This window comes from Pseudomonas fluorescens, assembly GCF_900215245.1.
GTDB classification, from domain to species: domain Bacteria; phylum Pseudomonadota; class Gammaproteobacteria; order Pseudomonadales; family Pseudomonadaceae; genus Aquipseudomonas; species Aquipseudomonas fluorescens.
Map to the genome: position 1 here is coordinate 2,686,392 of NZ_LT907842.1, position 25,724 is coordinate 2,712,115.

General features: G+C 62.6%; 22 protein-coding genes. 4 read left to right on the forward strand and 18 right to left on the reverse strand.

Annotated features, from left to right (window positions below; translation table 11 throughout):
- Nucleotides 1–315: 315 nt before the first annotated feature.
- The 3 genes from gltB (at nucleotide 316) to hemE (ending at nucleotide 7,522) form a co-directional block, all read left to right on the forward strand.
- On the forward strand, nucleotides 316–4,761 hold the full coding sequence (gene gltB, locus CPH89_RS12460) for a glutamate synthase large subunit (protein WP_053253957.1): 4,446 nt from the start codon (nucleotides 316–318) through the stop codon (nucleotides 4,759–4,761).
- A 32-nt stretch (nucleotides 4,762–4,793) separates the two neighbouring features.
- Complete coding sequence (locus CPH89_RS12465; RefSeq protein WP_053253958.1) at nucleotides 4,794–6,212, forward strand: FAD-dependent oxidoreductase; 1,419 nt, start codon at nucleotides 4,794–4,796, stop codon at nucleotides 6,210–6,212.
- Between the two features lie 242 nt (nucleotides 6,213–6,454).
- Nucleotides 6,455–7,522, forward strand: coding sequence for a uroporphyrinogen decarboxylase (gene hemE / locus CPH89_RS12470; protein WP_053253959.1), 1,068 nt, complete (start codon nucleotides 6,455–6,457; stop codon nucleotides 7,520–7,522).
- Between the two features lie 116 nt (nucleotides 7,523–7,638).
- On the opposite strand, the gene CPH89_RS12475 is transcribed toward hemE, so the two are convergent.
- Nucleotides 7,639–8,865: an MFS transporter gene (locus CPH89_RS12475; RefSeq protein ID WP_222944631.1), complete on the reverse strand. Its 1,227-nt coding sequence runs from the start codon at nucleotides 8,863–8,865 to the stop codon at nucleotides 7,639–7,641.
- A gap of 172 nt (nucleotides 8,866–9,037) precedes the next feature.
- On the opposite strand from CPH89_RS12475, the gene CPH89_RS12480 reads away from it, so the two are divergent.
- Nucleotides 9,038–9,931, forward strand: a complete 894-nt coding sequence (locus CPH89_RS12480) for a LysR family transcriptional regulator (RefSeq protein ID WP_053253961.1) — start codon at nucleotides 9,038–9,040, stop codon at nucleotides 9,929–9,931.
- A gap of 290 nt (nucleotides 9,932–10,221) precedes the next feature.
- Here CPH89_RS12480 and CPH89_RS12485 read toward each other — a convergent pair whose 3' ends face one another.
- The 17 genes from CPH89_RS12485 to CPH89_RS12565 are packed head-to-tail and all read right to left on the reverse strand — an operon-like array spanning nucleotide 10,222 to nucleotide 25,715.
- Nucleotides 10,222–10,671, reverse strand: coding sequence for a hypothetical protein (locus CPH89_RS12485; protein WP_053253962.1), 450 nt, complete (start codon nucleotides 10,669–10,671; stop codon nucleotides 10,222–10,224).
- Nucleotides 10,672–10,697: 26 nt separating this feature from the next.
- On the reverse strand, nucleotides 10,698–11,924 hold the full coding sequence (locus tag CPH89_RS12490; protein ID WP_053253963.1) for a beta-ketoacyl-ACP synthase: 1,227 nt from the start codon (nucleotides 11,922–11,924) through the stop codon (nucleotides 10,698–10,700).
- Nucleotides 11,924–12,652, reverse strand: a complete 729-nt coding sequence (fabG, locus tag CPH89_RS12495) for a 3-oxoacyl-ACP reductase FabG (RefSeq protein ID WP_053253964.1) — start codon at nucleotides 12,650–12,652, stop codon at nucleotides 11,924–11,926. The genes CPH89_RS12490 and fabG overlap by 1 nt, the downstream gene beginning before the upstream one ends.
- On the reverse strand, nucleotides 12,649–13,110 hold the full coding sequence (locus tag CPH89_RS12500) for a hotdog family protein (protein WP_053253965.1): 462 nt from the start codon (nucleotides 13,108–13,110) through the stop codon (nucleotides 12,649–12,651). The genes fabG and CPH89_RS12500 overlap by 4 nt, the downstream gene beginning before the upstream one ends.
- A complete protein-coding gene (locus CPH89_RS12505; RefSeq protein ID WP_053253966.1) occupies nucleotides 13,107–14,273 on the reverse strand; it encodes a beta-ketoacyl-[acyl-carrier-protein] synthase family protein in 1,167 nt (388 codons plus the stop codon). The genes CPH89_RS12500 and CPH89_RS12505 overlap by 4 nt, the downstream gene beginning before the upstream one ends.
- A complete protein-coding gene (locus CPH89_RS12510) occupies nucleotides 14,270–14,752 on the reverse strand; it encodes a hypothetical protein (RefSeq protein WP_053253967.1) in 483 nt (160 codons plus the stop codon). Before CPH89_RS12510 ends, CPH89_RS12505 begins: the two co-directional genes overlap by 4 nt.
- Nucleotides 14,749–15,483 (reverse strand): class I SAM-dependent methyltransferase, encoded by a 735-nt coding sequence (locus CPH89_RS12515; protein WP_053253968.1) that lies wholly within the window; start codon nucleotides 15,481–15,483, stop codon nucleotides 14,749–14,751. Before CPH89_RS12515 ends, CPH89_RS12510 begins: the two co-directional genes overlap by 4 nt.
- Nucleotides 15,480–16,727, reverse strand: coding sequence for an NAD(P)/FAD-dependent oxidoreductase (locus CPH89_RS12520; protein WP_081006319.1), 1,248 nt, complete (start codon nucleotides 16,725–16,727; stop codon nucleotides 15,480–15,482). The genes CPH89_RS12515 and CPH89_RS12520 overlap by 4 nt, the downstream gene beginning before the upstream one ends.
- 33 nt (nucleotides 16,728–16,760) lie before the next feature.
- Entirely contained in the window at nucleotides 16,761–19,073 is a 2,313-nt protein-coding gene (locus tag CPH89_RS12525; RefSeq protein ID WP_053253970.1) for an MMPL family transporter, read from the reverse strand.
- Complete coding sequence (locus CPH89_RS12530) at nucleotides 19,063–19,653, reverse strand: outer membrane lipoprotein carrier protein LolA (protein ID WP_053253971.1); 591 nt, start codon at nucleotides 19,651–19,653, stop codon at nucleotides 19,063–19,065. Before CPH89_RS12530 ends, CPH89_RS12525 begins: the two co-directional genes overlap by 11 nt.
- Nucleotides 19,650–20,075, reverse strand: coding sequence for an acyl-CoA thioesterase (locus CPH89_RS12535; RefSeq protein ID WP_053253972.1), 426 nt, complete (start codon nucleotides 20,073–20,075; stop codon nucleotides 19,650–19,652). The genes CPH89_RS12530 and CPH89_RS12535 overlap by 4 nt, the downstream gene beginning before the upstream one ends.
- Nucleotides 20,068–21,609: an HAL/PAL/TAL family ammonia-lyase gene (locus CPH89_RS12540; protein ID WP_053253973.1), complete on the reverse strand. Its 1,542-nt coding sequence runs from the start codon at nucleotides 21,607–21,609 to the stop codon at nucleotides 20,068–20,070. Before CPH89_RS12540 ends, CPH89_RS12535 begins: the two co-directional genes overlap by 8 nt.
- On the reverse strand, nucleotides 21,593–22,528 hold the full coding sequence (locus CPH89_RS12545; protein WP_053253974.1) for a lysophospholipid acyltransferase family protein: 936 nt from the start codon (nucleotides 22,526–22,528) through the stop codon (nucleotides 21,593–21,595). Before CPH89_RS12545 ends, CPH89_RS12540 begins: the two co-directional genes overlap by 17 nt.
- Nucleotides 22,525–23,259: a glycosyltransferase family 2 protein gene (locus CPH89_RS12550; RefSeq protein WP_053253975.1), complete on the reverse strand. Its 735-nt coding sequence runs from the start codon at nucleotides 23,257–23,259 to the stop codon at nucleotides 22,525–22,527. The genes CPH89_RS12545 and CPH89_RS12550 overlap by 4 nt, the downstream gene beginning before the upstream one ends.
- On the reverse strand, nucleotides 23,252–24,922 hold the full coding sequence (locus CPH89_RS12555; protein ID WP_053253976.1) for an acyl-CoA synthetase family protein: 1,671 nt from the start codon (nucleotides 24,920–24,922) through the stop codon (nucleotides 23,252–23,254). Before CPH89_RS12555 ends, CPH89_RS12550 begins: the two co-directional genes overlap by 8 nt.
- Nucleotides 24,919–25,464, reverse strand: coding sequence for a COG4648 family protein (locus CPH89_RS12560; protein ID WP_053253977.1), 546 nt, complete (start codon nucleotides 25,462–25,464; stop codon nucleotides 24,919–24,921). The genes CPH89_RS12555 and CPH89_RS12560 overlap by 4 nt, the downstream gene beginning before the upstream one ends.
- Complete coding sequence (locus CPH89_RS12565) at nucleotides 25,461–25,715, reverse strand: acyl carrier protein (protein WP_053253978.1); 255 nt, start codon at nucleotides 25,713–25,715, stop codon at nucleotides 25,461–25,463. Before CPH89_RS12565 ends, CPH89_RS12560 begins: the two co-directional genes overlap by 4 nt.
- Between the last annotated feature and the right edge of the window lie 9 nt (nucleotides 25,716–25,724).

Consider the following 25,724-nt stretch of genomic DNA (forward strand, 5'->3'; position numbering starts at 1 on the left):
CCTCAAAAAAATCCGCAAGTGCGTGCTGCCCTCAAGGCCGCGCGCTTTGTGGTGTCTGCGTCACAGTAGCTTTTGAGTCGTAGCGGTCAGAATTAAAAAAGTTTTGACTAGCACAGCATATCGCTTTAAACCTTTCATAAATGCGACATAGATTTGCGACATTTCGTCGCTAAATTTGTGAGCGTTCGTGTCGGTGTGTACAATGACCTCCCTTTTGCCCCCGCAAAGCTGGCGTACGTTCGGCGTGGAAGGTAACGGGTTGAATTGAAAAGAAATTTGCCTCGGTAACAGAGGCAGCCTGGTGAGAAAGTGTCTATGAAAGCAGGTCTGTACCAACCCGATGAATTCAAGGATAACTGCGGTTTTGGCCTGATAGCCCATATGCAGGGCGAGCCCAGTCATACCCTTTTGCAAACGGCCATCGAGGCCCTGACCTGCATGACCCACCGCGGTGGGATCAACGCCGACGGCAAAACCGGTGACGGTTGCGGCTTGCTGATTCAAAAGCCCGACCAGTTCCTGCGTGCTGTCGCAAAAGAACAATTTGCTGTCGACCTGCCCAAGCAGTACGCCGTGGGCATGGTGTTCTTCAACCAGGACCCGGTCAAAGCCGAAGCCGCTCGCGAGAACATGAACCGCGAGATCGTGGCTGCCGGCCTGCAACTGGTGGGCTGGCGCAAAGTGCCGATCGACACCAGCGTGCTCGGCCGTCTGGCCCTGGAGCGCCTGCCACAGATCGAACAAGTGTTCATCGCCGGCGATGGCCTGAGCGATCAGGACATGGCGATCAAGCTGTTCACCTCGCGTCGTCGCTCGTCGGTGTCCAACGCCGCCGATACTGACCACTACATCTGCAGCTTTTCGCACAAGACCATCATTTATAAAGGCCTGATGATGCCGGCGGATTTGACCGCCTTCTATCCAGACCTGAGCGACGAGCGCCTGCAAACCGCAATCTGCGTGTTCCACCAGCGCTTCTCCACCAACACCTTGCCGAAATGGCCGCTGGCTCAGCCATTCCGCTTCCTCGCCCATAACGGCGAGATCAACACCATCACGGGTAACCGCAACTGGGCCGTGGCCCGTCGCACCAAGTTCGCCAACGACTTGATGGACCTCGAAGAGCTCGGCCCGCTGGTCAACCGCGTGGGCTCCGACTCCTCCAGCATGGACAACATGCTCGAGCTGATGGTCACCGGCGGCATCGACCTGTTCCGTGGCGTGCGCATGATCATTCCGCCAGCGTGGCAGAACGTCGAAACCATGGACCCGGATCTGCGTGCGTTCTACGAGTACAACTCGATGCACATGGAGCCGTGGGACGGCCCGGCCGGTGTGGTCATGACCGACGGCCGCTACGCGGTGTGCCTGCTCGACCGTAACGGTCTGCGCCCGGCGCGTTGGGTCACCACGACCAACGGTTTCATCACCCTCGCGTCGGAAATCGGCGTATGGGACTACAAGCCTGAAGATGTCATCGCCAAAGGCCGTGTCGGCCCTGGCCAGATCCTGGCGGTGGACACCGAAACCGGGCAGATCCTCGACACCGATGCGATCGACAACCGCTTGAAGTCGCGTCACCCGTACAAGCAATGGCTGCGCAAGAACGCCCTGCGCATCCAGGCGACCATGGAAGACAACGACCACGGTTCGGCTTTCTATGACGTCGACCAGCTCAAGCAGTACATGAAGATGTACCAGGTCACGTTCGAAGAGCGCGACCAGGTGCTGCGTCCGCTCGGCGAACAAGGCTACGAGGCCGTCGGCTCCATGGGCGATGACACGCCAATGGCCGTGCTGTCCCAGCGCGTGCGCACGCCGTACGACTATTTCCGCCAGCAGTTCGCCCAGGTGACCAACCCGCCGATCGACCCGCTGCGCGAAGCCATCGTGATGTCGCTGGAAGTGTGCCTCGGTGCCGAGCGCAACATCTTCCAGGAATCGCCTGAGCACGCTTCCCGCGTCATTCTCAGTTCGCCGGTGGTTTCCCCGGCCAAATGGCGCTCGTTGATGACCCTGGAGCGCCCAGGCTTCGACCGCCAGATCATCGACCTGAACTACGACGAGAGCCTCGGCCTTGAAGCCGCTGTGCGTAACGTCGCCGATCAGGCCGAAGAAGCTGTGCGCGCCGGTCGTACCCAGATCGTGCTGACCGACCGCCACATCGCGCCAGGCAAACTGCCGATCCACGCTTCGCTGGCCACGGGTGCTGTGCACCACCGCCTGACCGAAAAAGGCCTGCGCTGCGACTCCAACATCCTCGTCGAAACCGCCACTGCCCGCGACCCGCATCACTTTGCGGTGCTGATCGGTTTTGGCGCCTCGGCGGTGTACCCGTTCCTTGCGTACGAAGTGCTGGGCGACCTGATCCGCACCGGTGAAGTGCTGGGCGACCTCTATGAGGTGTTCAAGAACTACCGCAAGGGCATTACCAAGGGCCTGTTGAAGATCCTGTCGAAGATGGGCATCTCCACCGTCACCTCGTACCGTGGCGCTCAATTGTTCGAAGCCATCGGTCTCTCCGAAGAGGTCTGCGACCTGAGTTTCCGGGGTGTGCCGAGCCGCATCAAAGGCGCGCGTTTCGTCGATATCGAAGCCGAACAGAAAGCCCTGGCGGCCGAAGCCTGGAGCGCGCGCAAGCCGATCCAGCAAGGCGGCCTGCTCAAGTTCGTCCACGGTGGCGAATATCACGCGTACAACCCGGATGTGGTCAGCACCCTGCAAGCCGCTGTGCAGCAGGGCGACTACGCCAAGTTCAAGGAATACACCGCGCTGGTGGATAACCGCCCGGTGTCGATGATCCGCGATATGTTCAAGGTGAAAACCCTGGACACGCCGCTGGCGATCAGCGAAATCGAACCACTGGAATCGATCCTCAAGCGTTTCGACTCCGCCGGTATCTCCCTGGGCGCTTTGTCGCCTGAGGCCCACGAAGCCCTGGCCGAAGCCATGAACCGCCTGGGTGCGCGTTCCAACTCCGGCGAAGGCGGTGAAGACCCGGCGCGCTACGGCACCATCAAGAGCTCGAAAATCAAGCAAGTGGCGACGGGTCGTTTCGGTGTAACCCCGGAATACCTGGTTAACGCTGAAGTGCTGCAGATCAAAGTCGCCCAGGGCGCCAAGCCCGGTGAGGGCGGCCAACTGCCAGGCGGCAAGGTCAACGGCCTGATCGCCAAGCTGCGTTATGCAGTGCCGGGCGTGACGCTGATTTCGCCGCCGCCGCACCACGACATCTACTCCATCGAGGATTTGTCGCAGCTGATTTTCGACTTGAAACAAGTCAACCCGCAGGCCCTGGTCTCGGTGAAACTGGTCGCAGAAGCCGGCGTAGGCACCATCGCCGCCGGTGTGGCCAAGGCCTATGCCGACCTGATCACCATCTCCGGCTACGACGGCGGCACCGGCGCCTCGCCGCTGACCTCCATCAAGTACGCCGGCGCGCCGTGGGAACTGGGCCTGGCTGAAACTCACCAGACCCTGCGCGGCAATGACCTGCGCGGCAAAGTCCGGGTGCAGACCGACGGTGGCCTGAAAACCGGCCTCGACGTGATCAAGGCCGCGATCCTCGGCGCCGAAAGCTTTGGCTTCGGGACTGCGCCAATGATCGCCCTGGGCTGCAAATACCTGCGCATCTGCCACCTGAACAACTGCGCCACCGGCGTCGCGACGCAGAACGAGAAGCTGCGCAAAGACCACTACATCGGCACCGTCGACATGGTGGTGAATTTCTTCACCTACGTCGCCGAAGAAACCCGTGAGTGGCTGGCCAAGCTGGGCGTGCGTTCGCTGGAAGAGTTGATCGGGCGTACCGATTTGCTCGACATCCTCGAAGGCCAGACCGCCAAGCAACAGCACCTGGACCTGACGCCGCTGTTGGGCAGCGACCATATCCCGGCAGACAAGCCACAATTCTGCCAGGTGGATCGCAACCCACCGTTCGACAAAGGCCTGCTTGCCGAGAAGATGGTCGACATGGCCAGCGCGTCGATCAACGACGCCAGCGGTGGCGACTTCGCTCTGGATATCTGCAACTGCGACCGTTCCATCGGCGCACGCATCTCCGGTGAAATCGCGCGCAAGCACGGCAACCAGGGCATGGCCAAGGCGCCGATCACCTTCCGTTTCAACGGCACTGCCGGCCAGAGCTTCGGCGTGTGGAACGCCGGTGGCCTGCACATGTACCTGGAAGGTGACGCCAACGACTACGTGGGCAAGGGCATGACCGGCGGCAAGCTGGTGATCGTTCCGCCTAAAGGCAGCATCTACAAGACCCAGGACAGTGCCATCATCGGCAACACCTGCTTGTACGGCGCTACCGGTGGCAAGCTGTTCGCCGCCGGTACTGCCGGTGAGCGTTTCGCCGTGCGTAACTCCGGTGCCCACACCGTGGTGGAAGGCACCGGCGATCACTGCTGTGAGTACATGACCGGTGGCTTTGTCGCGGTACTGGGCAAGACCGGTTACAACTTCGGTTCGGGCATGACCGGCGGTTTCGCCTACGTGCTGGACCAGGACAACACCTTCGTCGACAAGGTCAACCACGAGTTGGTCGAGATCCAGCGGATCAGCGGCGAAGCCATGGAGTCCTACCGGAACCACTTGCAGCACGTGCTGGACGAGTATGTCGAGGAGACCGGCAGCGAATGGGGTCGTAACCTCGCCGAAAACCTCGATGATTACCTGCGTCGTTTCTGGCTGGTCAAGCCCAAGGCTGCCAACCTGAAATCGTTGCTTTCCAGCATCCGTGCCAACCCGCAGTGATATGCGCCTGAAGAGTTTGATGAGGTTTTAACATGGCTGAACGTCTGAATAACGACTTCCAGTTCATCGATGTCGGGCGCAAAGATCCGAAGAAGAAACTGTTGCGTCAACGCAAGAAAGAGTTCGTGGAAATCTACGAACCCTTCAAACCCCAGCACTCGGCCGACCAAGCCCACCGCTGCCTGGGGTGCGGTAACCCGTATTGCGAATGGAAGTGCCCGGTGCACAACTTCATTCCGAACTGGCTCAAGCTGGTGGCCGAGGGCAACATCCTCGCCGCCGCCGAGCTGTCGCACCAGACCAACACCCTGCCGGAAGTCTGCGGCCGGGTGTGCCCGCAAGACCGCCTGTGCGAGGGTGCCTGCACCCTCAACGACGGCTTCGGCGCGGTGACCATCGGTTCGGTGGAGAAGTACATCACCGACACCGCGTTCGCCATGGGCTGGCGCCCGGACATGTCCAAGGTCAAGCCGACCGGCAAGCGCGTCGCGATCATCGGCGCAGGCCCGGCGGGCCTGGGCTGTGCAGACGTGCTGGTGCGTGGCGGTGTGACCCCGGTGGTGTTCGACAAGAACCCGGAAATCGGCGGCCTGCTGACCTTCGGCATCCCCGAGTTCAAGCTGGAAAAAACCGTACTGAGCAACCGTCGTGAAGTGTTTACCGGCATGGGCATCGAGTTCCGCCTGAACACCGAAATCGGCAAAGACATCACCATGGAGCAACTGCTCGCCGAATACGATGCCGTGTTCATGGGCATGGGCACCTACACCTACATGAAGGGCGGCTTTGCCGGTGAGGACCTGCCGGGCGTTTACGATGCTTTGGATTTCCTGATCGCCAACGTCAACCGCAACCTGGGCTTTGAAAAGGCGCCGGAAGATTTCGTCGACATGAAAGGCAAGAAGGTTGTCGTGCTGGGCGGTGGCGACACCGCGATGGACTGCAACCGCACCTCGATCCGCCAGGGTGCCAAGTCGGTGACCTGTGCGTACCGTCGTGACGAAGCCAACATGCCGGGCTCGCGTAAAGAAGTGAAGAACGCCAAGGAAGAAGGCGTGAAATTCCTCTACAACCGCCAGCCAATCGCTATCGTCGGTGAAGACCGCGTCGAAGGCGTGAAGGTGGTCGAGACCCGTCTCGGCGAGCCGGACGCCCGTGGCCGTCGCAGCCCCGAGCCGATTCCGGGTTCCGAAGAGATCATCCCGGCTGACGCCGTGGTCATCGCTTTCGGCTTCCGCCCAAGCCCGGCGCCATGGTTCGAGCAGTTCGAGATCCAGACCGACAGCCAGGGCCGCGTGGTCGCCCCGGAACAAGGCCAGTACAAACACCAGACCAGCAACCCGAAAATCTTCGCCGGTGGCGATATGGTGCGCGGGTCTGATTTGGTGGTGACAGCGATCTTCGAAGGCCGCAACGCCGCCGAAGGGATCCTGGACTACCTGCAGGTCTGACTCCGATCCCCAGTTGAAATGGGATCAAAATGTGGGAGCGGGCTTGCTCGCGAATGCGGTGTATCAGTCACCAGATGTGTTGGCTGACCCACCGTTTTCGCGAGCAAGCCCGCTCCCACATTTGTTTTGCGGCGCTCTTATGTCCGCGACAAATTGACCCGATAGACAAAAGGCACGGCTCACTCCGTGCCTTTTGCGTCGCGCTCTGAGAAAATGCCCGCACTTTTTTTGCGGATGCCGACATGACTGCCCTCAAGAACGACCGTTTCCTTCGTGCCCTGCTCAAGCAACCTGTAGACGTCACGCCCGTGTGGATGATGCGTCAAGCCGGTCGCTACCTGCCGGAATACCGCGCCAGTCGCGCCCACGCCGGCGACTTCATGAGCCTGTGCATGAACCCGGAGTTCGCCTGCGAAGTCACGATGCAGCCGCTGGACCGCTACCCACAACTGGATGCGGCCATCCTCTTCTCCGATATCCTGACCATTCCCGACGCCATGGGCCAAGGCCTGTACTTCGAAACCGGCGAAGGCCCGCGTTTCAAGAAAGTCGTCAGCACCCTGGCCGACATCGAGGCCTTGCCGATCCCTGATCCGCATAAAGACCTCGGTTATGTGATGGATGCTGTCAGCACCATTCGCCGCGAGCTCAATGGCCGTGTGCCGCTGATCGGCTTCTCCGGCAGCCCATGGACCCTGGCCACCTACATGGTCGAAGGCGGCTCGTCGAAAGACTTCCGCAAAACCAAGGCCATGCTCTACGACAACCCGCAAGCCATGCACCTGCTGCTCGACAAGCTGGCGCAGTCGGTCACCAGCTACCTCAACGGCCAGATCATGGCCGGTGCCCAAGCGGTGCAGATCTTCGACACGTGGGGCGGCAACCTGTCGGCGGCGGCGTACCAGGAGTTCTCCCTGGCCTACATGCGCAAGATCGTCAGCGGCCTGATCCGCGAGCACGAAGGCCGCAAAGTGCCGGTCATCCTGTTCACCAAAGGTGGCGGCCTGTGGCTGGAAAGCATCGCCGACGCCGGGGCCGATGCACTGGGCCTGGACTGGACCTGCGACATCGGCGAAGCCCGCCGTCGCGTCGGTAACCAAGTGGCGCTGCAAGGCAACATGGACCCCACCGTGCTGTACGCCAAGCCGGAAGCGATCCGCACCGAAGTCGGCCGCATCCTGGCCAGCTACGGCAAGGGCAGCGGGCACGTGTTCAACCTCGGCCATGGCATTACGCCGGAAGTGAACCCGGAACACGCCGGCGCGTTCCTGCGCGCAGTGCATGAGCTGTCGGCGCAGTACCACGAGTAAACGCAAAACAAATGTGGGAGCGGGCTTGCTCGCGAATGCGCAGTGTCAGTCGATAAATTCGTCACTCAAACACCGCCTTCGCGAGCAAGCCCGCTCCCACATAAAGCAGGACCGCGTCAGGCCTTTACATTCCCCAGCGGCGGCAACTTCGCCAGCTTCAGCGCCACCAACAGCGCGCCAATCAGCAACGCCACGATAAACCCACCAATCCCATTCCACCCGGCAAAGTGCCAGAAGAACCCGCCTGCCGTGCCGGCCACACTCGAGCCTACGTAGTAGCAGAACAGGTACAACGACGACGCCTGTCCCTTGGCTTTCACTGCGCGACGGCCGATCCAGCTGCTGGCCACCGAGTGGGCGCCGAAGAAGCCGAAGGTGAAGATCAGCATGCCCGGCACCACCAGCCACAGCGGGCTGAACAGGGTCAGGACCATGCCGGCGAGCATCAGCACGATGGTGCCCCACAGCACGCGGCGACGGCCGAGGCGATCCGCCAGGGAGCCAATTTTTGCCGAGCTGTAGATGCCCGACAAATACACCAGCGACAGCAGGCCAACCACTGCCTGGCTCAATGCATAGGGCGAAGCCAGCAGGCGATAGCCGATGTAGTTGAACATCGTCACGAACGCGCCCATCAGCAGGAAGGCCTCTAGAAACAACCAGGGTAAGCCTGCGTCCTTGAAGTGCATGACGAAGCCGTCCACCAGGCTGCGTGGCTTGAGGCTGCTGGCGCGGAAGTTGCGCGATTCGGGGAGGATTTTCCAGAACACGGTGGCTGCGATCAGCGCCAGGGCGCCGATGATCAGCATTGCGGTGTGCCAACTGACGAAGTCGATCAGCACGCCGATGATCAGGCGCCCACTCATGCCGCCAATCGCGTTGCCGCCGATATACAAGCCCATGGCGAGGCCGATGTGTTGCGGGTGGATCTCTTCGCTCAGGTAGGTCATCGCCACGGCGGCCAGGCCGCTCAATGACAGGCCCACCAGTGCGCGCATCAGCAGAATCCCTTCCCACGTCGGCATCAAGCCGCTGGCGATGGTGGCCAGTGCCGCGCAGAACAGTGCGGCGACCATCACCGGTTTGCGCCCTAAGGTGTCGGAAATCGGGCCGGTGATCAGTAAGCCCAAGGCGAGCATCGCCGTCGAGACAGAGAGAATCAGGCTGCTTTGCGCGGCATTGATGGAAAACTCGTGAGACAGCGCCGGCATCATCGGCTGCACGCAATACAGCAGGGCAAAGGTCGCAAACCCGCCGGAGAACAGTGCCAGCACCGTGCGCATGAACATCGGCGTGCCTTTCTCGATGAACACCTCGTTGAGCTGGGCCACCACCTCATCCAGGGCGGTAGGCGGGGCTTTTTGAGCAAATGGAGCAACAGCAGATTTCACGGGGACCTCGGCGAGGGAAAGCCTGCCAGGACTGGCAATGCAAAAAAGAATATAGCTGCCTAATGATTCTTTCCAATATATTGTTCGACCTGTTTGATAGCTTTTACGACCTAATGAGGTTTGCATGGAATTGCGTCACCTGCGGTACTTCATCGCCGTCGCCGAAGAACTGCATTTCGGCCGTGCCGCGCAGGTACTGGGCATCTCGCAGCCGCCGCTGAGCCAGCAGATTCAGGCGCTGGAGCAACAGGTGGGCGCGCGTTTGTTTGAGCGGACCAATCGTCGGGTCGAGTTGAGCGAGGCCGGGCGGTTGTTCCTGCACGAGGCGCGGTTGGTGCTGGCGCAGGTCGATAAAGCCGCCGATGTGGCGCGGCGCGCGCAGTTGGGTGAGCTTGGGGAATTGAAGATCGGCTTCACCTCGTCGGCGCCGTTCAACGCCAGCATCCCGCAGGCGATTTTTGCGTTTCGTCAGGCGTTCCCGGCGGTCCACCTGAGTTTGCAGGAAATGAGCAGCACCGAAGTGGCCGAGTCGCTCGTCGATGAGTCGATCCAGGTCGGGCTGATGCGCCCGTTGCCGTTGCCGGACTCGTTGAGTGTCATCGAGCTCATGCGTGAGCCGCTGGTCGCCGTCCTGAACGCCGGGCACCGCTTGGTGGAAGGCAGCGAGCGCGGCTTGTACCTGGCGCAGCTGGCTGAAGAACCGTTCGTGTTTTTCCCTCGCAGCTACGGCAGCGGCCTCTACGCACAATTGCTCACCCTGGCGCGTGACGCTGGCTTCAGCCCGCACTTCGCCCAGGAAGCGGGCGAGGCGATGACCATCATTGGCCTGGTGGCGGCAGGCTTGGGGGTGTCAGTGTTGCCGGCGTCTTACCAGCGCATACGCATTGATGGCGTGGTGTATCGCACCTTGCTCGATCAGGACGCCGTGACGGCCGTGTGGCTGGTGCAACGCAAAGGCGCGCAAACCCCGATGGCCAGGGCGTTTGTGGAGCTTCTGACGCGCAAGGCGGCGATGTAGGGACTGTCAGTAACGCAACCGGCTTAGTCATTCGCAAGAATAAAGCGGCGGTGCGCAGTGCGCTGGGGTTGCGATGAAGTGGATCAGAGCTGAGCGGCGCTTTGCCACCGATTGCAGGCGAGCTGTTTTCAGGCAGACTGGCCGAGTTCCCGAAAGGGGCTTGTGAGACTCTGAGGATCCTGGGCATCCAGCCATCGCAGAGCCAGGCAGGACGCGGCGATGACACGCCAACCTATTTGTGAAGAGGGCGCCGAAAGGCGCCCTTTGTCGTTTCTGACGGGCTGACGTTCTCAGTTCTGCTTCGCCGTCCCCGGCTGCTCAAACAACTGCGCCGCCGAACCCGGCACATTCGCACCACGGCTCTGCAAGCCCGCCATGATGTCGCGGTCGAGCATGCTCACCCAGCGGTTGTAGTTGCGGTGGATCTTGCCGTCCTTGTAGCCCAGGTCGCGGCTGTCGCGGTAGGTGATGGCGTAGCTGTTGCGGGTGTAGCGAATGTCGATGGCCGCGTAATACTGGTTACGCACAGTGATCTCGGCCTGCACCAGGTGCGGGCCGAAACGTTGCACGGTCCACTCGCGTTTTTGCAGGGCTGCGACAATCACCTGTTTCATGGTTTCTTCGCCGACCTGGGTCGTGGCCGGCAGCTCGTGCTGGGTGTTCAGCACCGGTTTGCTGGTGCAAGCGGCGGTGCTCAGCAGGGCCAATGTGATCAGGGTGGCGCGCAGCAAGGAAGACATTCCGTTTTCTCCAATCGATTAAAAAGTCAGGACCAGCGGCGAAAAATCAGCGAGGTGTTGACGCCGCCAAAGGCAAAGTTGTTGTTCATCACGTAGTCGTGGTGCATCTCGCGAAAGCCACCTTGCAGGTAATCCAGCTCGCCGCATTGCGGGTCGACACTATCCAGGTTGAAGGTGTGCACGTACTGGTCGCGGTTCATCATTTCGATGCTGAACCAGGACTCCAGCGCCCCGCACGCACCCAAGGTGTGGCCGAGGAAGCTCTTCTGCGAGCTGATGGGCATACGGCTGCCGAACAAGCTGTGGGTGGCCAGCGTTTCGGCGATATCGCCTTGATCGGTCGCGGTGCCATGGCCGTTGACGTAGCCGATGGCGGAAGGCTCCAGCCCGGCATCTTCCAGGGCCAGCTCCATCGCGCGGCGCATGGTTTTCTGCTCCGGGCGGGTGGTGTGCTGGCCGTCGGCGTTGCTGCCGAAACCGACAATCTCGGCATGGATATGCGCGCCACGCGCCAGGGCGTGTTCCAGTTCTTCCAACACCAGCATGCCGCCGCCTTCGCCTATCACCAGGCCATCACGGCCACTGTCATAAGGGCGCGGGCTGGTTTGTGGGGCATCGTTTTTCAGGCTGGTGGCGTACAGCGCATCAAACACCATGGCTTCGGTAGGGCACAGCTCTTCGGCGCCGCCCGCGAGCATCAACGGCAAGCGGCCGAACTTGATGGCCTCATAGGCATAGCCGATGCCCTGGCTGCCGCTGGTGCAGGCGCTGGACGTGGGAATCAAGCGCCCGGTGAGGCCAAAGAAAATGCTGATATTCGCCGCCGTCGTGTGCGGCATCATGCGCACGTAGGAGTTGGCGTTCAGCCCTTCGGCCACCGAGTTCAGCAGCATATTGCCGAACGCCTTGATCTCATCGGTGCTGCCGGTGGACGAGCCGCAGGCCACGCCCATGCGCCCGTCCTTGATCGACTCGTCGCCGAGCAAGCCGGCATCCTGCAACGCCTGCTCCGCTGCCCACACAGCCAGGCGCGACACGCGGCCCATGCTGCGCAGTTGCTTGCGTGTCCAGTGAGCGGGCACCACGAAATCGTCGATCGGCCCGGCCAGGCGCGTGTTCAATTCGCTGAAACGGTCCCACTCGTCCATGCGCCGAATGCCGCTGCGGTTGGCGCGAAAGTTGGCCGCGATGGTATCCCAGTCGCTGCCCAGGGAGGTCATGCCGGCCATGCCGGTGACAACGACGCGCTTCATCAGCACAGGCCTCCGTTCACCGCCAGGACCTGGCGGGTGATATAGCCGGCTTCGGCCGACATCAGGAAATTCACGGCGCCGGCGACTTCTTCCGGCGTGCCCATGCGCTGTGCGGGGATCATCTTCATCAGCTCTTCCACCGGCACGTTTTCATCGAGCATGGCGGTGTCGATCAAGCCGGGCGCCACACAGTTAACGGTGATCTTGCGCTTGCCCAGCTCGATGGCCAGGGCTTTGGCCGCACCGATCAAGCCGGCTTTCGAGGCGCTGTAGTTGACCTGGCCACGGTTGCCGATGAGCCCGGAAACCGAGGTAATGCAGACGATACGGCCCGCTGCGCGACGACGAATCATCGGCATCATCACCGGGTGCAAAACGTTATAGAAGCCATCCAGGTTGGTGCGCATCACCACGTCCCAATCGTCTTCCGACAAGGCCGGGAATGCGCCGTCGCGGGTCAGGCCGGCATTGAGCACCACGCCGTAATAGGCGCCATGTTGCTCCACATCGGCTTCAAGGATTGCTTTGCAGCTGGCGCGGTCCGCCACATCAAATTGCAGCACCCGCGCGTTGCGGCCCAGGGCCTGGATCTCGACCTGCACCGCATCGGCTTCGACGCGACCACTGCGGCAATGCAGCACGATGTCATACCCGGCCTGGGCCAGGCGCAGGGCAATGGCGCGGCCGATGCCACGGCTGGAGCCGGTGACCAGTACGGTTGCAGTCATGGCGTTTCGTCCTTCGATTCATCTAAATAGTGGGTCGCCTGGGGCGGTCGAAATACGTTCAAGCGCGCGCTGGCCTGGATACCGTCACCGCTGAGGTGGCATTCGAACACACCCATGCCGTTGTCGTCTTCCAGGGAGCGCAGGCCGTGGATGCGCAGTTCGGCGCCGGCCGGGAAGCATTCCACGTTGCACTCGAACTTACGTGTGCCCAACAGGAAACCCAGTTCCACGGCTTCGCCCTTTTGGCGGGCGCGGCAACCGGCATAGGCCGCGACGCTTTGCGCCATCAGCTCGATTCCGACCCAGGCCGGCAGGCTGCCGTCCGGGCGGTTGAACAGGCCGCCGGGCTTGACGGTGGTGCGGGTGTGAACCTGCTCTTCATCGAACGACAGCACCTGGTCAATCAGGATCATGTCGCCCGCGTGAGGCAGCAGTTCGGCGAGTGGCCAATCGATCATGGGGCCTCTGCGATAATCAGGCTGACGTTATTGCCACCGAAGGCAAACGAGTTGCTCATCAGGCAGCGTTTTTTCAAGCTGTCGCCAGGGTGCGCCCAGTGCAACGCGGGCAACGCCGGGTCGGCCTGGCCGTCCCACACGTGCGGCGGCACCCGGCCGTGGGTCAGGCTCAGCCAACAGAACGCCGCTTCCAGCGCGCCGGCCGCACCGAGGGTGTGCCCGCTCATGGGTTTGGTCGATGAGCAGGCAACGCCTTCGGGGAACAGGCTGGCGACAGCGAGGCTTTCCATGGCGTCGTTATGATGGGTCGCGGTGCCATGCAGGTTCAGGTAACCGATCTGCTCAGGCGCCAGTTTCGCGCTGGCCAAGGCCTTGCGCATGGCCAGCAGTGCGCCTTTGCCGGTGGGCTCGGGGGCGGAGATATGATGTGCATCGCAACTCGCGCCGCTGCCGAGCAAGGCAATCGGCGCGGGCGCTTTGGTCATCAGGAACAGCACGGCGGCTTCGCCGATATTGATGCCGTTGCGGTTCACCGAAAATGGGTTGCAGCGCTCACTGGAGACGGCCTCCAGTGAGGTAAAGCCGTTCAACGTCAGCTTGCACAGGCTGTCGACGCCGCCGCAAATCACCGCGTCGCACGCGCCCAGGTCCAGCAGGCGCTGGGCACTCATCAGCGCGCGGGCGCTGGAAGTACAGGCAGTGGAAATCACATAAGCCGGGCCGCTCAATTGCAGCCAGTCGGCCAGGAAGTTCGCTGGCGCGCTGAGTTCCTGTTGCTGGTAATCGTAGTCGCCGGGGAACTGCTGGTCGCGCAGGTAGTGCGCGATGCCACGGCTGGCTTCGTCGATGCCTGAGGTGCTGGTGCCCAGTACCACGCCGACGCGGGAAGCACCGTAGGTGTGGATCGCCTGGCGGATCTCAACCTCGATCTGCAATGCCGCTTCCAGCAGCAACTGGTTATTGCGGCTGCTTTGCTGGTTCAACTCAGTCGGGATGCTCGCCAGTTGCCAATGCACACCCGCCACCGGCACCACACGTTCCGGCACCCAGCCACTTTCGGCGCGCATGCCGGAGCAGTCGCCGGCGAACAAGCTGCGGCTGACCTCGGACGGCGTGCGGCCCAGGGCGCAGATCACGCCGAGCGCATTGAGATAAGCCGTCATCGGGCGACCCCAAGCGGCGTGACGCGGTAGCTCAAGGATTGGCCCGTCATGTTCACGCTAAACACCTCGGAAGACTGATACACGATTTGCCAATGGCCTGGCAGCGTGCGTGTGAGGTCCATGGCCTGGGCACTCGGGTAAAGCGCGCGCACGTCATCCGCCGAGGTCAGGGCAAACAGCAAGGCGGCAAACAGCTCGCGTGCCTGCGGGTTGGGCGGCAGCAAACCATCGGCCTGCCACTGGCCATTGATCAGCTTTTGCCGGGCCTGGGGAATGCCCAGTGGGTCCATCATCGACCAGCGAAGGGCAGCGCCTTCGCGCTGGATCACCAGCAGCCAGTCCTGGCTCTGGCCGCCCGCCCGGCGCTGCACGTGCAGTTGCATCGGCAGGCTCAACACCGGCGTTCTCTCGGGCAGCGGCGGCTGGCTGGCGCAGGCACTCAGCAGCAGCAGGCAACCGATCAACAGCAGGCGGATCATGGTGCCGCGCTCACTGGCGGTTTACGTGCGACGCAGTTGACCAGGGTTTCTTCACGCTGGCCCACCGGCGGCGGGTTACGCAGGCCCCAGCGCTCCAGCAGGCCGAAATCGCTCGAACGGCTCCACCACAAATACGGGTAGGAAACGTTCTGCGGGCCAAACTCAAAGCCCTGCTCGCGGAGCATCGCCAGGTACTCTTCGGCGCTTTTCTGTACGTGCATCGGGTGGCGGAACAACCAGCGAATCACCCAGGTGTCGATATAGGCTTCGGTGGATTCGGCAAACAGCAAATAGCCGCCCGGCTTGAGCACGCGGTAGAACTCCTTCAGTGCGCGATGCTGTTCGACCAGATGGTGGAACGTCTGGTGGCAGAACAGGATGTCGACGCTTTCATCCGGCACCTCCAGGGTCGCACAGTCGCTGCCGATCAACTCGATGGCCAGGCCTTGGCGCGCGGCTTCGGTCTTGCTCAATTCCAGGCTGTGGAGGTCGGCATCCAGGCCGATCAGGCGCTTGGGCGCGAATGCGTGCTGCAGCAGCTTGAAGGATTTGCCCTGGCCACACCCGGCGTCCAGCAACACTGGCGCCACGGGGAGTGGCTCGCTGAACAGGCCGCGCAGGTCGTTGATCGCTACGCGCAGGACGTGGTGCTGCCAAGTGTGGCTGCGCAGGAACCAGAAGCCGAACTTGGTTTCTTCGACGTAGTTCTTACTCAAATACTGACTGCTCATACCGGCTCACTCGCACAAATCTCCGACAGCATCCGCAACCGCCGCTTGGGCTCGCTGACAAACGGGTTGCGTTCATCCCACGCATAACCGGCGAGGATCGCGCTGATCATCCGACGGATCTCCGGCGAACTGCCGGGGTGGAAAATCACGTCCTGAAAGGTCCCGGCATACCAGCCTTCGACGTAGCAGCGGAAGGTGTCGACACCGCGTTTCAGCGGTTCGGCAAATTCGGTTTGCCAGTCCACGGTCTCGCCCTTGAGTTGGCGATGCAGCAGCCCTGCGGCCATGCTTGCCGAACGCATGGCGATGGTCACGCCGGAGGAAAACACCGGGTCGAGGAATTCTGCGGCATTGCCCAACAGCGCAAAGCCCGGGCCGTGCAGGGTTTTGACGTTGGCCGAATAGCCGCCGATGGTGCGCGCAGGGGTATCCCAGACGGCGTTTTGCAACACGCCGGACAGGCTTGGGGTTTCGTCGATAAACCCGCGCAGGCACGCGTCGAGGTCGCCGTCGCGGCCGTCGAAATGCGCTTTGGCCGCGACCACGCCCACCGAGCAGCGGCCGTTGCTGAACGGGATGGTCCAGAACCAGATATCGCGTTGGGTTGGGTGGGTGGTGACAAGAATTTTGCTGCGGTCGAAGCCCGGGTGCTCGATATGGTCTTCAACGTGGGTGAACACCGCCTGGCGCACCGGGAAGTTCGACGGTGCTTCAAGGTCCAGCAGGCGCGGCAGCACCCGGCCGTAACCGCTGGCATCGAGCACGAATTTGGCCTTGAGGTGGTATTCGCTGCCATTCTCGCGGCGCACATGCAGGTAACGGCTTTCGCCGGTGAAATCGACGCCGATGATGGTTTCGCCGTAGCGGATTTCCACGCCCTGTAAGGCGGCCTGGTCAGCCAGCAATTTGTCGAATTCGCCCCGCTGCACCTGGAAGGTGGTGGGCTTGCCGTTGCTGAACGTGTCACCGAAATCAAACGCGCTGTAACGCTCGCCCCAGGCGAATGCGGCCCCGGTTTTTACCTGGAAACCCGCGGCCTGCACGGCGTCGAGCATGCCGGCTTCTTCGATAAAGTCGATGCAGTGCGACAACAGGCTTTCGCCAATCGAGAACCGTGGGAAATGCTGACGCTCGATAATCAATACATCATGCCCGTTACGCTTTAACAGCGCAGCGGCGATGGCACCGGACGGGCCGGCACCGATCACCACCACCTGGCGACGTTCCATTTCAACTATGGGCACGAGGGCTCCTTGCCACTTTGGCGATAATCACATTCATAAGGCGTGCTTCCGATGGCCGGCCCAAGGCGCCAGCATAAAACTGAAAGCCAGGCCCAGGCTGACCGACAGGCCGAAATTGCTCACGGCCGGTGTACTTGACACGGCCAGCAGGCCAAACGACAACCAGGTCGTCAGCGCCGCCAGCAGCGTACCTAAAAGACTCACGGCGGCGCCGCCGATCTGCTCACGCATCAAGATGGCATAGTCGACACTGATGGCGGTGACCAATAGCAGGCCGAACAGGCTGAACAGCGTCAACGGCTGGCCCAGCCAACCCAGGCTCGCCAGGCTGCACAACGCCGCGAGCAGTGGCAGGGCGACGATGCGCAAGGCACCGCCAAAGCCGAACGGCAGGATCAGCAATACGACGATCAGCACGCATGACATCAATTTTAATTCCGCCGCGCTGATCTGCGTGTCGGCGAACACCCGGTTCAAATCCCCCAGGCGATCCACCAGTTGCACACCGGGCAAGTCCAGCGCCTGAACGCGCAGCAGCGCCGGGTTGTTCAAGCCTTGCAAGCTGACCATCGCGGCCACGCCGCCGTCTACCGGGCCGAGCCACAGCGTGCGCCACGGTTCTGCCAACGGCCCCACCAGTGCCGCGTCGATGTCTTCGGTGGGCAGGGCTTTCAGTTGCGCGACTTCAGCCTGCAGGGCGCTGGCGGGAACGCCGAGGTCCAGCAGCGGCTGCCAGTGTTGCGCGAGTGCGTCCAGCGCATCACGCAGTTGCTGCTGCTCGGCAGGCTGGCTGACCAGTTGGTTGAGTGCCAGGTAGCCTTGCAGCTTGTTCATGTTCACCAGTTGATCCAGGCGTTTGCCTAAGCTGGCCTGGCGTTCCAGCAACTGCTGCTGGTTGTCCGCACGCACCAGGAAGAACTGGCTGGTGGGCTGGAACCCGGTGATGCGCGCCACCGCCTGGGCCTCTTGCAGCAGTTGCGGCGGGGCACCGATCCATTGGCGGATGTCGTTTTTGCTGTTCAGTTGCCACAGGCCACCGGCGCAAAACAACAGCACCCACGCCAGCAAAAACGGGCTCGGTACACGCTTGATCAGCGACGCACGCAACAACCACAGGCATTCGGCAATGCGCAGCGGCCATTGCGCCGGGCGCAGTTCGAGGCCCTTGAGCAGCGCGGGCAGCAGGCACACGGCCGAGAGGTAGGCGCCGACCAAGCCTGCGGCGGAGAACACCGCGATTTGCGTCAGCGCCGGAAAGGGCGTCCAGGCCAGCGCCAGGTAGCCGATGCAGCTGGTCGCCAGGCTCAGGCTCAGCCCCGGCAGGGTCAGACGCAGGGCCGGCCAGCTGCGCCACGGCTGCAGGCTCCAGCTTTTCGACAGGTAGTGCAGCGGGTAATCCACCGCCACGCCGATCAGGCTGGAGCCGAGCACCAGTGTCATCACATGCATATGGCCGAACAGCGCCACACAGGCCACCGCGCCAAACAGCATGCCGACCAGCACCGGCACAAACGCCAGCAGCACGCGCCAGCGGCGGAACGCCAGGAGCAACAGCAGCAGAATGCCAAGGGTCGCGCCACCGCCGACCCAGGTAATTTCGCGGGTGGCCTGCTGCTGCCCGTTGGCCGCATAGAGCAAGCCGCTGGCGGCGAGCAATTGCGCGCCTTGCTCGCTGGCCTGCGCGCGGCTGGCCTGGAGCAACGCCGCCACTTGCAGCGGCAGCTTCATGTCAAAGGCATTGCCGGCGGTGCGCGCACGCAGCAGCACCCAGCTTTTGCCATCGGCGTCGGCGATCAACGCGCCGCTGCCGATATCCAGTTGTACCGAACCGTGTTGCGGCTGGCTGTTCTGGATGCGCCCGGTGAGGCCCAGCCAGTCATCCTGGCTCGGCACCAGGCTGAACCCGGTGAACGGGTCGAACAGCGCTTGCACGCGTTGCTGGATAAACGCGTCGGGGTGCTCGATCAGTTGTTCGCGGTCTTTGGCCGAGAGCATCGCCAGTCGCCCGCGCAGCAGTTGCTCACGCAGCGCTGGCAAGTCGGCTTGCAGGTTCCACTGCACTTTTTCAAACAGGCCACTGGCTTGCCAGCGCTCGCCCAGTTGCTGTGCCACGGCCACCGCTTGCTGGCGGTCGGTATGCCCCACCAGCACCAGCATTTCGCGGTTCAACGGCGCTTGCATGCGCTGCTCGGCTTTCAGCTCGAGGGCATCCGGCGTGTTGCCGGGCACCAGCTCCATCAAGTTGGCCGACAGCGGCGCGCCATGACGCCATTGCCAGCCGGCCAGGGCCAGCACGGCCACCAGCAGGATCAGGAACAGGCGTGGCAGCAGGCGCTCACTGGGCAAAGTCGTGTTGCTCCGCGTCGCTCAACGGTTGGCTGGCCGTGCTGTCTTGCATGCGCAGCACGGTGCTGTCGCCTTGGGTTTCGAGCAATTCGATGGTGTTCACCAGCTCGCCACCGTCGATATTGATCTGGGTGAAGACCTGCTTGAGCAGCAGTGAGCGTGGGGTCAGCGTCAGCTTCCACTGGTTGGCTGCGCCTTGCAGTTGCAGTTCGAAGTCGCGCTGCAAGCCGCTGCTGTCGCCCTGGAGCACGGCGAGGAACAGGCGATTCTGCTCGGCGCCGGCGCTCTTGTTCGGCAGCAGTTGCCAGCCGTTGGCGTCACGCCGGGCAATGCCCTGGGCGCTGATGCGGTAGTCCTGTTGCAGCGGGGTTTTCAGCAGCCACAGCAGGCCGTGGTCTTTGGCGAGCACGAAGGTGCCTTTGCTGACCAGTGGCTGCGGCAGGGCGCGCAGGTGTTTTTCCTGGATGAAGCTGCCGTGGATCACCGAGGGTTTGGCCAACTGGTCGCTGAGTTGTTGCAGGTCAAACGCATGGGCATTGAGGCTCAGCATCAAGCTTGCAAACAGTATTAAAACTCTCATGCCAAAGCCCTTTCGACGGCGTCGGTGAATATTTTCGGCGAGGCCAACTGCATCTCGCGGCTGGCGATTTCTACGGCCACTTGCACGGTGCTGGCGCGGGTCAAACGCTCGCCGCTGGCAAGGTCACTGATCAGGTAGTTCACCTTCAAACGGTTCTCCCATTCCACCAGGCTGGCGCGCACATTAATCGTCTGGCCAAAGGTGGCGCCGCGCACGTAGCGCAGCTGCATTTCGATCACTGGCCAGGCGTAACCCGACTCAAGCATTGCCGTGTAGTTGTGGCCGATCTTGTCCAGCAGCGCGCAGCGCGCCACTTCCAGGTACTTCACGTAATGCCCGTGCCACACCACATTCATGGTGTCGATATCGAAAAACGGCACGAGGATCTCGGTGTCGCAATGCAATACGCCCTGGCTACGCATGCAGCCTCCAGTGTTGCTCGGCGATACGTTTGAGGCACAGGCGCAGTTCGCCTTCCAGCGCGCGGTCTTCGATGACCGGCGGGAAGTCCTTGGCCAGCTCTTCATGCATGGCGGCCAAAGCTGGCGGCAGCGCGCGTGCATCGTCAGCCTGGGCGCGTAGCCACACACCCTGGTTAGCGGCGAGCAGGGTCGCGGCGGCAACCTGTTCGGTCAGCTCCAGCACGCGGATTGCATCGCGGGCGGCGATGGTGCCCATGCTCACCTTGTCCTGGTTATGGCATTCGGTGGAGCGCGAGAACACGCTGGCCGGCATGGTGTTTTTCAGCGCTTCGGCGGTCCAGGCGCTGGTGCCGATCTGCACGGCCTTGAAACCGTGATTGATCATCGCGCGGTCGGCCGGGGCGCCGGACAGATTGCTCGGCAGGCCGTGGTTGTAACGCACGTCCACCAGCAGTGCGAGCTGGCGGTCGAGCAGGTCGGCAACGTTGGCCACCAGGGTCTTGAGGCTGTCCATGGCGAAGGCGATATGCCCGCCGTAGAAGTGCCCACCGTGCAGCACGCGTTCTTCTTCGGCGTCGATGATCGGGTTGTCGTTGGCGCTGTTCAGTTCGATTTCGATAAACGAACGCAGCCAGTTCAGGCTGTCGGCCAACACGCCAAGCACGTGCGGCGCGCAGCGCAGCGAATAGCGATCCTGCAGGCGGTGCAGCGGTGCGGTCGGCGCATCAATCGCCAGGTCCTTGCGCAACCAGGCAGCGACTTGCATCTGCCCGGGGTGCGGCTTGGCGGCGAACAGGCGCTCGTCGAAGTGTTCCGGGTTGCCTTGCAGCGCCACCACGTTCAACGCGGTGATGCGTGTGGCCAGTTGCAGCAGGTAGTCGGCACGGGCGAAGGCCAGGCAGGCGAGGCCGGTCATCACGGCGGTGCCATTCATCAATGCCAGGGCTTCCTTGGGGCGCAAGACCAGCGGCTCCCAGCCCAATTCGTGGTGCACGTCGGCGGCCTGGCGGCGTTCACCTCGGAACATCACTTCACGCTCGCCGGACAGGGTCGCAGCAACGTACGACAGTGGGGTCAGATCACCGCTGGCGCCCACCGAGCCTTCTTCCGGGATCAGCGGCAGCACGTCGTGTTCAAGGAACGCATGCAGGCGCTCCAGCAACTCCACACGCACTCCGGAAACACCGTGGCACAACGACTGTAGACGCGCCGCCAGCACAGCCCGCGTGGCTTGGGCGTCAAGCAACTTGCCCAGCCCGCACCCGTGGAACGTGTACAGGTGACGCGGCAAAGCCTCGACGTGCTGCAACGGTACCGCCACCACGCAGGAGTCGCCGTAGCCGGTGGTCACGCCATAGATCACGCCTTCCTTGTCCAGCAACGAGTCGAGAAACTGCGCGCCCTTGGCAATGCGCTGGCGATAGGCGGCATCATCCTGCAATTGCGTGGGCACCTGACGGTTGGCCAGGGCCAATACGTCTTCAATGCGCAAAGCGTGTTCGCCAAAGGTTACCGGCTCAAGATGCGTCGTCATCGGTCTTCCAGAAAGGGTAAAAGTTGAACCATTGTTGGGGCGCTTCCAGGCAGAACTGGCCCAGGCGTGCAGCGTAGCGTGCGGTCCACAGGGCAATCACCTGCTCGCGGGTGCTGCGCTTCCATTCGATCAATGGGGTGAACGGCTCGATGGTCAGGCGATAGCGGCCGTTGTGTTTCAGGCACATCAGCAGGTTGACCGGGCATTTCAACAGGCCGGCCAGCAGCCACGGGCCTTGGGGGAAGGCGGCGTCATGGCCGAGGAAATCCACGCGGACCTTGCGCCCGCCGTGCAGCGGCACGCGGTCACCGGCAATCGCCAGCCACTCGCCGTCGTCCAGGCGCTGGCTGAGCAGCAGCATGGTCGCCGGGTCCAGCTCGCTGACCTGGATCAGGCGCAAATGGGTCGCCCCGGCTTCGCCCAGCAGGCGGTTGAAGCGTTCTGCGTGCTTGGTGTGCACCAGCACGTTCATGGTGACTTGCTCACCGATATCGGCCAGCGCACGGCAGACTTCGAGGTTGCCCAAGTGTGCGCCTACCAGCATCTGCCCGCGCTCGCCGCGCAGTTGCCCACGCAATTGCGCGGGGTCGTTAATTTCGATTTGTTCGATGCGCAGCTTGCCGTTCCACACGTCGAGCTTGTCGAGCAGGGCGTCGGCGAAGGCCATGAACTGCCCGAACACACGTGTGTGGCTGGGCCGCAACGCAGCGCGCCCGCTCCAGTCGGCCAGGCGCTGCTGGTATTCCCAGGCACTCCGGCGTGCCGTGCGGCCGAACAGGAAGAAGTACAACACGATGCCGTACAGCACCGGGCTTAGCAGGCGGCGACCGAGCAGCTTGGCGGCGACGGCGGTGAGCTTCATCAGCCAGAAGCTGCCGCGCTCCTCACGGTCGGCCCAGTGTTTGCTGCTGTCGCTCATGCTTGCCACCGACGCCACAGGATCATCGGCGCGCGCACCAACATGCCGAAGAACAGCCGCGTGTGCATGGCCGAAATGCGCACGTTGTCGCGGAACAACCGGAAGTGCGACAAACCGTCGGCGGGGTAATGCACGTGGGTCGGCAGCCAGCGCATCGGCTGGTTACGCCAGGCCAGGCGCACCAGGATGTCCGAGTCGAAATCCATGCGTGTGCCAATGTAGGCTGAGTCCATCAACGCCAGGGTGGGCGCCAGCGGGTACACGCGAAAGCCACACATCGAGTCGCGAATCTGCAGCGACAAGGTATTGATCCACACCCACACATGTGTCAGGTAACGTGCGTACAGGCGGCCCTTGGGCACGCTCTCGTCGTATTCCGGGTAGCCGCAGATTACCGCGTCCGGGTGCATGCGGGAGCTGTCGAGGAAGCACTCGACTTCACGCAGGTCGTGCTGGCCGTCGGCATCCACTTGCAGCGCGTGGCTGAAGCCCAGGCGCGCGGCCTCACGGAAGCCGGCCATGACCGCGCCGCCCTTGCCTTGATTGTTCGGCAGGGTCAGCAAGGTGACGTTTTCAAGTGTCGCCAATTGCGCCAATACCGCTGCGCAGGCCGGGCTGCTGCCGTCGTCGACCAGCAGGCACGGCAGGCCACTGTTCAACAGGCTCTGGACCACGGCCGGCACGGCGGCTTCGTGGTTGTAGACCGGGATCAGGGCGCAGGGGTTATGCATGCGCGGTCACCAGTTGAATGCGACCGCTGGAGCAGGCTGCGACGCCGTTGCGGTAGGCGAAGTACAGCTTGCCGCGTTCCGGGTCAAAGCGCAGGTGCAGTTCAATCTGGTCGCCGGGTCGCACCAGTTGCTGGAACTTGAGCACTTCCATGCCGGCAAAGGTGGCGGGCAGGTCGAGCAGTTGCTGGCCGAGGTTGAACGCCCACTCCACTTGCACCACGCCAGGCAGCACCGGCGTGACCGGGAAGTGGCCGCTGAAGTAGGCCAGGTCCGGCGGAATGTTCAGTTGCACGGTCCATTCGCCATCGACTTCGACTTGCTCCAGCACTTCCGGCGCTTTTGGCCGTGGTGCCAGCAGCAGCGCGGCGACGTCGGCCTGGGGCAGTTTGCCTTGGGCATTGAGCGGCAATTGGCGCAGCAAACGCCAGCGGCGCGGCAGGGCCAGCGCTTCGCAATGTTGGCTCAGGTGTTGGCGCAAGGTTTGGGTGACGGTGCGGCGGCCCTGGTTGCGCAGGGCATGCAAGCCCTCGGCACTGAGCACCACCAATGCGCCGAGTGATGCGCGGTTTTCCTGCACCACGCCCATCCGGGTGTCGGCGACCCAGTCATGGGTCATCAGCGCCTGTTCCAGCATGGGCAGTGAGATACGTTTTTCTTCCAGTTTGACGATACGGTCCAGGCGCCCCAGCAGCTCGAAACGGCCATCGGAATGGATGCGCGCAGCGTCGGCAGTGTGTTCGATATGCCCGGCGGGCAGGTACGGTGAGGCGATGCGCAGGGCGCCGTCGGCGTCCTGGCTCAGTTGCACGTCGGCAAACGGCTGCCAGGGTTGGGCGCCCTGGCGCCAGGCGATGCCACCGGTTTCCGAGCTGCCGAGGATTTCCGTCGGCCATTGCTGCAAGCGGTCGTACAGGCTGCCGGCAGCCTCCACGGGCAACGCGCCGCCGGAAGAGAACACCCGCGCCACGTGGCTCAGCGCGGGCCAGTCAAGGTTATCGCCCATGCGCTTGAGCAACGCCGGGCTGGCAACCCAGGCAAATTGCGGGTGCTCACGGCTGGCGCGCTGCATGTCTTCGGGGAAGGCCAGTTGTTTGCGCACAAAAGTGCGACCGGCGCACAGCGGCCACAACACGCGAAAGAGCAAACCGTAGATGTGCTGGGTGGCGACGCTGCCGATGATGCAGGCGTCTTTGAGGTCTGCGCCCCAGAGGTTTTCCAGGGCCTGGACTTCATTGGCCAACTGGCGCAGGGTCTTGTCGATACGCTTGGGCTCGCCGCTTGAGCCGGAGGTGCACAGGCTGAGTTGGCAAGTATCCAGATCGAGCGCGGCGGGGCGCAATGGCGCCTGATACAACCCGTCGAGATCGGCGGCTTCAACCAGCCAGGCGTCGACGGCCTTGTCCCAGCGTTGGCGCGTCTGGGGTTGCAGGTCGGCGGGCAACAGCACACTGACCCCGGCTCGCCAGGCGCCCAGCAGGGCAATCGCCAGTTGGCCGGCGTCTTCAAGGTGCACCGCCAAACGCTGGATACCTCGCGCTTGCAGGCCCGCCGCCAGGCTCAGGGCTTGGGCGCACAGTTGGGCGTGATTCATCGCAGGCTCGGTGGTGACCGGCCGTTGTTCCAGCGGCTCAAGCAGCACGTGCTCAAGTTTCAACCCATTCATACGCGGCCTCGAACCCTTTGTCGTACCAGCCATTCCACGGCAAACAACAGCCCCATCAGCCCGTAGGCGATCAGCCCGTTGTACAACGTCCACCAGCTCAACGGCGCCCACAGGGTGAGCGCGGCGGCGAGCAGGCCATTACACAGAAAAAACACACTCCACACCACGGTGACCTGGCGGGTATACACAATCGCTTCGGGCGGCAGCTGTGGCTCGGTCATGCGTGCCAGGCGTTCGACCATCGGCGGGCCATATTTCAGGCTCAGGCCAAACAGCGCCAGCATGAACGCGCTGACCAGGCTCGGGTACCAGCGCAACAGGTGCGGGTTGTCGAACCAGGCCAGCAGCAGGCAGAACAGGATCACCGCCACGGCCATCCAGCGGCTGCCGGGGTGGCGCGCACCGGTCAGTGCCCGCAACAGCCACAGGCTGCCCAACAGCAAGCCGAATTGCCAGGGTGCAAAGTGTTCGGTGCCGTAATACACCGCAAAGGGGTACAGCAGCCCCGCCAGCAACAGGCCAAGGCCGATCAAGCGTCTCATGCGGCGGGCGTGACCAGACGGTACACCGCCTCAACCACGTCATTGACGGTGCGCACCGCCTTGAATTCTTCGGCGGCGATCTTCTTGCCGGTCTGGCGCTTGATATGGTCGATCAGGTCGACGGCATCGATGCTGTCGATTTCCAGGTCCTGGTAGAGGTTGGCGTCGAGGGTGACGCGTTCCGGCGGCAATTCAAACAGTTCCACCATGGCGTTGCGCAGGGTGTTGAAAATATCGTCACGAGTTTGCATGGTCCGGTC

What these genes read in the sequence shown, in the direction of transcription:
- CPH89_RS12545 (WP_053253974.1), bottom strand. Translation starts at nt 22,528, where the DNA reads ATGAGCGACAGCAGCAAACACTGGGCCGACCGTGAGGAGCGCGGCAGC.
- hemE (WP_053253959.1), top strand. Translation starts at nt 6,455, where the DNA reads ATGACTGCCCTCAAGAACGACCGTTTCCTTCGTGCCCTGCTCAAGCAA.
- fabG (WP_053253964.1), bottom strand. Translation starts at nt 12,652, where the DNA reads ATGACTGCAACCGTACTGGTCACCGGCTCCAGCCGTGGCATCGGCCGC.
- CPH89_RS12485 (WP_053253962.1), bottom strand. Translation starts at nt 10,671, where the DNA reads ATGTCTTCCTTGCTGCGCGCCACCCTGATCACATTGGCCCTGCTGAGC.
- CPH89_RS12550 (WP_053253975.1), bottom strand. Translation starts at nt 23,259, where the DNA reads ATGCATAACCCCTGCGCCCTGATCCCGGTCTACAACCACGAAGCCGCC.
- CPH89_RS12565 (WP_053253978.1), bottom strand. Translation starts at nt 25,715, where the DNA reads ATGCAAACTCGTGACGATATTTTCAACACCCTGCGCAACGCCATGGTG.
- CPH89_RS12530 (WP_053253971.1), bottom strand. Translation starts at nt 19,653, where the DNA reads ATGAGAGTTTTAATACTGTTTGCAAGCTTGATGCTGAGCCTCAATGCC.
- CPH89_RS12500 (WP_053253965.1), bottom strand. Translation starts at nt 13,110, where the DNA reads ATGATCGATTGGCCACTCGCCGAACTGCTGCCTCACGCGGGCGACATG.
- CPH89_RS12510 (WP_053253967.1), bottom strand. Translation starts at nt 14,752, where the DNA reads ATGATCCGCCTGCTGTTGATCGGTTGCCTGCTGCTGCTGAGTGCCTGC.
- CPH89_RS12505 (WP_053253966.1), bottom strand. Translation starts at nt 14,273, where the DNA reads ATGACGGCTTATCTCAATGCGCTCGGCGTGATCTGCGCCCTGGGCCGC.
- CPH89_RS12465 (WP_053253958.1), top strand. Translation starts at nt 4,794, where the DNA reads ATGGCTGAACGTCTGAATAACGACTTCCAGTTCATCGATGTCGGGCGC.
- CPH89_RS12480 (WP_053253961.1), top strand. Translation starts at nt 9,038, where the DNA reads ATGGAATTGCGTCACCTGCGGTACTTCATCGCCGTCGCCGAAGAACTG.
- CPH89_RS12560 (WP_053253977.1), bottom strand. Translation starts at nt 25,464, where the DNA reads ATGAGACGCTTGATCGGCCTTGGCCTGTTGCTGGCGGGGCTGCTGTAC.
- CPH89_RS12540 (WP_053253973.1), bottom strand. Translation starts at nt 21,609, where the DNA reads ATGACGACGCATCTTGAGCCGGTAACCTTTGGCGAACACGCTTTGCGC.
- CPH89_RS12555 (WP_053253976.1), bottom strand. Translation starts at nt 24,922, where the DNA reads ATGAATGGGTTGAAACTTGAGCACGTGCTGCTTGAGCCGCTGGAACAA.
- CPH89_RS12535 (WP_053253972.1), bottom strand. Translation starts at nt 20,075, where the DNA reads ATGCGTAGCCAGGGCGTATTGCATTGCGACACCGAGATCCTCGTGCCG.
- gltB (WP_053253957.1), top strand. Translation starts at nt 316, where the DNA reads ATGAAAGCAGGTCTGTACCAACCCGATGAATTCAAGGATAACTGCGGT.
- CPH89_RS12515 (WP_053253968.1), bottom strand. Translation starts at nt 15,483, where the DNA reads ATGAGCAGTCAGTATTTGAGTAAGAACTACGTCGAAGAAACCAAGTTC.
- CPH89_RS12490 (WP_053253963.1), bottom strand. Translation starts at nt 11,924, where the DNA reads ATGAAGCGCGTCGTTGTCACCGGCATGGCCGGCATGACCTCCCTGGGC.